Annotated in this window: 1 protein-coding gene; it reads right to left on the bottom strand. The window is 45.1% G+C overall.

Features of this window, described 5'->3' with window-relative positions; all coding sequences use genetic code 11:
* Positions 1–287: 287 nt before the first annotated feature.
* On the bottom strand, positions 288–1322 hold the full coding sequence (locus WA381_RS20920; protein WP_061485171.1) for an IS110 family transposase: 1035 nt from the start codon (positions 1320–1322) through the stop codon (positions 288–290).
* Positions 1323–1412 lie beyond the last annotated feature (90 nt).

Here is a 1412-nt window from a genome sequence, read left to right as displayed (position 1 = left end):
ATACCATATATGGACCCTCTCCGATTGCAAGACACCGTGTTGATTTAATAACGTGATTCATTGCTGCCATATATTCGGCTTTTTCGTGAAGTCAATTGACTTCTAGCCTTGATGGTTGTTCGCATCTTGTTGTCTCATCAATCCGGCGGCCTCGAAGGCCCTTGGTATAAACTGATTTGAACAAGATGGTTATGAACCGTTAATCATCAGTACGTTGTCTTTTTGCAATATGTTGATAGGCTTCCTGTTTTAGTTTATTTACTTATCTTTGGTTTGGGTTTCATCGGCTAAGCCGCTACTTTATTTATCAGTCCTGGCTGGTAGTCCTGTTGATAGTGCAGCATAGCCCAGGCCATTCTTACCATTTTATTAGCCAGTGCGACGCACGCTTTGTTAAAGCTCATGCGTGCTAAACAAGCCCGACACCACTCGCTCACCTTATCGGTTTTATCACCAATATGGCGCAAGGCGGCCCTGGCTCCGTTAATTATCTGGGTCCGTAAATACGTGTTCCCTCGCTTGCTAATACCCAACAATCTCGGGTTATCTCCCGTTGTATGTTGTTTGGGCACTACACCTAACCAAGCGGCTAAATGTCGGCCGCTATTAAAAGCCTGACCTTGTCCAATGCCTGCATATAAGGCGGTAGCAATCAAAGGCCCAATTCCTGTCATGCTCATTAAACGCTCGCATACAGGCTGGCTTTGTGAGAACGCTTTCAACTCCTTATCCATTTCTTTTATGTGCTCTCGCAGTTCCCGCAAATCATTGAGTAAGCCTTGAAACTGTCGGCGAGCTAACATACTCAATCCATTGTCAGCTTCTTCCAGGGTTAAAGGCAGCTCTTTCACCAAAGTCGCTACACCCCGTGCATACACAATACCGTATTCGCTCAACAAGCCTCTTATCTGATTACTCAACGCCGTTTGCTGCGCTATCATACGCTCTCTAATCCGATGCATAAGCTGGATGTCTTGTTGGTCCTGAGACTTAAACGGCACAAATCGCATCCCTTCGCGTTGTGATGCCTCGGCTATCGCCTCTGCATCATTGTAATCGTGTTTATTGCCTTTTCGGTATGCTACAACGTATTGCGGTGCTATTGCTTTGACTTCATGCCCGGCTTTCGTCAATTCCCTACACCAGTAATGGCAACTTCCACAGGCTTCCATCACTACAATGCATGGCTCCAGTTGACTAAAATAGGACAACATCTGGTGACGCCTTAATTTCTTCTTTCTGAGCACTCTGCCTGACTGATTCATAAAAACTAAATGAAAAACAGACTTGGCGATATCGAGACCTATTGTTACCTTACTCATGTGACCTTCTCCTTCTTGATAGTGATTTGAACAACCCTATCTTGGCTCATTTGAAGCCTTTATGGGAGGAGAGGGTCCATACCATTAATC

Source organism: Alteromonas sp. CH_MED4-4 (assembly GCF_037029575.1).
Lineage (GTDB): Bacteria > Pseudomonadota > Gammaproteobacteria > Enterobacterales > Alteromonadaceae > Alteromonas > Alteromonas macleodii.
Note: the sequence above shows the minus strand (reverse complement) of the source record. Positions and strands in the feature narration are given on the sequence as shown.

Bases quoted from the DNA above. Each gene is read 5' to 3' on its own strand.
- WA381_RS20920 (WP_061485171.1), bottom strand. From the start codon at position 1,322: ATGAGTAAGGTAACAATAGGTCTCGATATCGCCAAGTCTGTTTTTCAT.